The organism is Psychrobacter sp. H7-1 (assembly GCF_904846585.1).
GTDB classification, from domain to species: Bacteria; Pseudomonadota; Gammaproteobacteria; order Pseudomonadales; family Moraxellaceae; genus Psychrobacter; species Psychrobacter raelei.
In genome coordinates this window covers 1-4035 of the sequence record NZ_CAJHBH010000080.1, presented here as the reverse complement: position 1 = coordinate 4035, position 4035 = coordinate 1, and the positions used below count along the sequence as shown (strand labels likewise).

Annotated in this window: 5 protein-coding genes; all 5 read left to right on the top strand. The window is 34.8% G+C overall.

Going from position 1 to position 4035, the window contains the following annotated elements; genetic code table 11:
* Positions 1-329: 329 nt before the first annotated feature.
* The 5 genes from JMX92_RS13150 to JMX92_RS13130 all read left to right on the top strand — a co-directional run bounded on the left by JMX92_RS13150 (position 330) and on the right by JMX92_RS13130 (position 3889).
* Positions 330-854 carry a TIGR00645 family protein gene (locus JMX92_RS13150; protein ID WP_201546123.1) on the top strand — a complete coding sequence of 175 codons (525 nt, stop codon included), beginning with the start codon at positions 330-332 and terminating at the stop codon, positions 852-854.
* 388 nt (positions 855-1242) lie between these two features.
* A complete protein-coding gene (locus tag JMX92_RS13145; protein WP_201546121.1) occupies positions 1243-2145 on the top strand; it encodes a hypothetical protein in 903 nt (300 codons plus the stop codon).
* Positions 2146-2151: 6 nt separating this feature from the next.
* Complete coding sequence (locus tag JMX92_RS13140) at positions 2152-2577, top strand: hypothetical protein (RefSeq protein ID WP_201546119.1); 426 nt, start codon at positions 2152-2154, stop codon at positions 2575-2577.
* Positions 2578-2935: 358 nt separating this feature from the next.
* Complete coding sequence (locus JMX92_RS13135) at positions 2936-3505, top strand: Panacea domain-containing protein (protein ID WP_201546117.1); 570 nt, start codon at positions 2936-2938, stop codon at positions 3503-3505.
* 9 nt (positions 3506-3514) lie between these two features.
* Complete coding sequence (locus JMX92_RS13130) at positions 3515-3889, top strand: hypothetical protein (RefSeq protein WP_201546115.1); 375 nt, start codon at positions 3515-3517, stop codon at positions 3887-3889.
* The last annotated feature ends 146 nt before the right edge of the window (positions 3890-4035 follow it).

Below are 4035 nucleotides of genomic sequence, written 5' to 3'. Positions count from 1 at the left end.
GGGTAGTCGTCTTTAGCTTCAATTAGCATACGGACGGCGCGCTCTTTCATTTCGGGGGTATAGTTTCGTGTTTTCATTGTCGTATTCTCTCAGATAAATGAGTCTCTGACAATCCCGGGGCGGTTCAAACCTTCATAAACTACCACCTTAATAATGAAATGAAGTAGTCTTAAACGATAGCATTAAGCCTTTCTTTTATCCACAATTATTTAAAGGGTTTTTGCCTCCAGTGGCGGTTTTTCATCCTCTTAAAATTAATGACTTGCCAGCAATACATTTGCTAAAATTAAAAAACCCATAGAATCATGAATCAAAAAAAGAGGATACATATGCCTAAGAGGGCTGAGCAAAGTCTAGAGAAAACTATATTTAACAGTCGCTGGCTGTTAGCTCCATTTTATTTAGGGCTTATAATAGGAATTATTCTTCTTTTCATAAAATTTTTTCAAAAAATCTGGTATATCACTACGCATGTATTCATTGCTAGCGAAGCCGATGTAATTGTTGGCACGTTAGTTTTAATAGATATAGCACTTGTGGCGAGCTTATTACTTATTATTGTATTTAGTGGGTACGAAATATTTGTTTCAAAAATTGATACAGGAGATCATGAAGATCGCCCGGGCTGGATGGGAACAATTGATTTCTCTGGTTTAAAACTAAAGGTCATTAGTGCCATTGTTGCTATTTCTGCAATTGACCTTCTTAAATCATTTATGAATATACCTGACCAGATAAGTGATGGGGACGCTAATAGACTAATGTGGAAGGTCGTCATACATATGACATTCGTTTTATCTGGACTATTGTTTGCTTTAATGGATAAGATTGCTGGTGAAGCTAAAAAGCACTAAATAAAGCATTTGAATTAAGCTCTAAAAGTTAACCAAACCGCCTCAGTGGCGGTTTTTCAATGTCGTTTCTTTAATCATAATATTATCAAGGCTTTATAGGCCTTAATAAAAATACAGTTATAAGGGTTGACAAAATCAATAAGTTTTTTAGTAAACCTTGAACTAAGGCTAGTAAACTGCTATGATTTGGATGTCCGTATTGGTCTATAGACATTAACATTCTATATTAACAATTAAAATTCATAGTAATTGCTGTCTTATTGGGTCGAATAAAGACAGTTTTTTTGTCTCTAAAATTTGTCATAGTCATTACATAATATTATACAGCGCACAAAAAATTATTAGCTAGTTAATATTATGTGGTTTATAAAAGAAGGCAGGTAAAGTTATGGTTAATCCAAATGCTAAGACTTGTATAGATACATTAAACGATATTACTAATGAATTAATTAAACACTATCTTGAGCCCCCTAAGTCCACTTTAATTAACACACAAGATTTTCGCTTAAGACGCATATATCAAAGGATCATAGAAGTAGAAAACAAAGTTAGCTCTTTTCACAGCGATGGCTATATTGCTTTTTATTCTACATTAGGCTTATATTATTCCGCTATAGGAAAGACCGAAAAAGCCAAAAACTTCTATTCAAGAGCAATGAATTTGAAACCTGATGATCTAGCGGATTTAGCAAATTATAATGCGACGCTATTAAAAAATGGTGATTTTGCTGAAGTTGAAAAGAATATTAGAGAAAACTTTAGAGGGCCGATTACGGATATCAGCTCACTATCTACGTTATATCAAATAGGCGTAAGAAATTTAGATTTCTCTTGGTTTTTAGAGAGCTATCTACCTATTCGCCATAAGGATATCCTTTCAGAAGAGAGTAAACACAGAATGGAAAGGCTATACCAGTCTACTAAAAGCTTCGATAATTTCTCGAAGGATTTAAAGCAAATTGGAATTAGTGAAGAAAAGTTTTCTGATTTTTACGCTTTGTTGAATAAATTTTATTATTCAAAATTTCGGGGTTATTTAAATACGAAATTCTGGATTGAGAATGATGATGAACAGTACTTAGTTGTGGATATATATGCCAACATCACTATTGATGAGGCGTCAAAGCTAAGTAGTGAGTTTGATAATATGCTTGTAAACTACTCATTAGAAAAAGGCGATAAAAGCTTTTTAAGTCAGTTTCTTGTTTACTACAAACCATACGAATTATTGGAAGATGACGAAACTATAGGAGATGCTTACTTAGGTATGGACGATGGCATGGAGGTATAAGAAAAGATGTCTATCACATATCATGATTGTTACCAACAAAAACAAGAGATTGAGAAAAATAGTTTTTCACCTAAAGAGGCCTATATTCGTGTACTTATTAGTCGCGGGTATTATGCAGCTTATTCACACTCTCAGGAGTTATTTAAGCCAAACGCGCCATATAAAATAAGTATTGTAAGAGCAAACCCTATTACCGATAAACCATATGGCTCACATGAGAAATTCTACGAAAGTCTGATGGCTGATAAAGATGTAAATTTGAATAATATCGGTAAGTTACTACAAAAGTATCATCGGCTTAGAAAAAAATCTGATTATAAATTAAATCAACATATTAATGATTTAGATAAAAAGAACGCTGAAAAATACCTTGATGAATGTAAAAAGCGTATTGATTTCTTTTTAGTTAATGGTCCAATACCATATCCTTAAATCCCAGCCTCACCCTTAATGCCTGTATTATATATAGCCACTTTCTGATAGGTCGGGCCCTACTCTAGTATGCGTCAGTACACTCCCTGATGCCGCTCATCTTAATAGTTGGTTCAGCTTCGCTCCTGACCAACCTGGTTATCCAACATCACTTACATTCCAACGATCGTTCAATACCTAAATCCAACCGCCCCAGTGGCGGTTTTTGTGTTTAACTTTTATATAGTAAAAAATAAATGCACGTAATGTGAATAATATTATTAACACATGGCGATGTATAGCTTCCTAAATTTACAATGTACATAATTTTATTTGATATAATGATCATAATAAACCCATTTATTTGGGAGGAGTTATTATGAAAACAGCATACGATATTGCTCAGTTCTTCTTATATCACGCCTATAATGGTGAAAAAGACTATATATCAAATCTTAAGCTGCAAAAACTATTGTATTATGCTCAGGGGTATTCGTTGGCTATCTTAGATAAGCCACTATTCGATGAGCCTATTGAGTGTTGGCCTCATGGTCCTGTCGTTAGCAGCGTGTATCACTGTTATAAACACTATTATAAAAGTCCTATTTTGGTAGAGGGTCTTTTTGACGCTAGTATTTTTGATGAAGATACTCTTACTATCTTGGATCGTGTTGCTTGTGACTATGGTCAATACACACCATGGAAGCTACGTAATATGACCCATGAAGAAATGCCGTGGCAGCAAGCCTCGCTCAATCATTGTTCTGTGATATCTAACCAAGATATCAAGCAATTTTTTAAAGAAAAATTAAATATGACACATGTTCGTGATGACCGCCATGCTTATTGTTACGATATAGATGCTATGCAGGCCTCTATTGATAGTGGCGCTTTACCAGTACCTAGTATTAACAACGATGAAGAGTTTTTAACTTGGTTGAACGGATAAGCCTTTAGTATGCATGTCGAGATTACCTCTCTTTTTAAAAGCCATCTCAAAAATTATCCAGAAGAAGATAAGTTGAAAATTAGTGCCTTCATTCAGCATGTTCAGAACCATGGATTAGCTAATCTAGAAGGACGTAACAAGTCATCAGACAATGTGCCGACAGATGACCCTCGTTGGCTAGTCAAAGTTAAACACGCAAAGAAATATAATCTTTGGCATTATCACATTGGGATTCCAACTTACGAGGGTGAATTTGGAGACAAGACTAGCGAGTACGTACTACATTACATGCTAGATGAGGTTGGTAGGAAAATAACACTTGTTTATATGTCGGCGCATCCTCCATTCGAATTGCCGAATGATGAATATTTAACTCTTAGTTAAACATATAACCTAAGAAACCGTGAACCGCCCCGAGTATATCGGAGAGTGGATTACTTGAGTCAGGCAGCTTTGTTTGACTCATTAAGACTATCATAGTATCGTCTCTCAAACTCAAAAGGCGACACATAACCAATCGTACTATGAAT

Bases quoted from the DNA above. Each gene is read 5' to 3' on its own strand.
- JMX92_RS13130 (WP_201546115.1), top strand. From the start codon at position 3,515: ATGCATGTCGAGATTACCTCTCTTTTTAAAAGCCATCTCAAAAATTAT.
- JMX92_RS13135 (WP_201546117.1), top strand. From the start codon at position 2,936: ATGAAAACAGCATACGATATTGCTCAGTTCTTCTTATATCACGCCTAT.
- JMX92_RS13140 (WP_201546119.1), top strand. From the start codon at position 2,152: ATGTCTATCACATATCATGATTGTTACCAACAAAAACAAGAGATTGAG.
- JMX92_RS13150 (WP_201546123.1), top strand. From the start codon at position 330: ATGCCTAAGAGGGCTGAGCAAAGTCTAGAGAAAACTATATTTAACAGT.
- JMX92_RS13145 (WP_201546121.1), top strand. From the start codon at position 1,243: ATGGTTAATCCAAATGCTAAGACTTGTATAGATACATTAAACGATATT.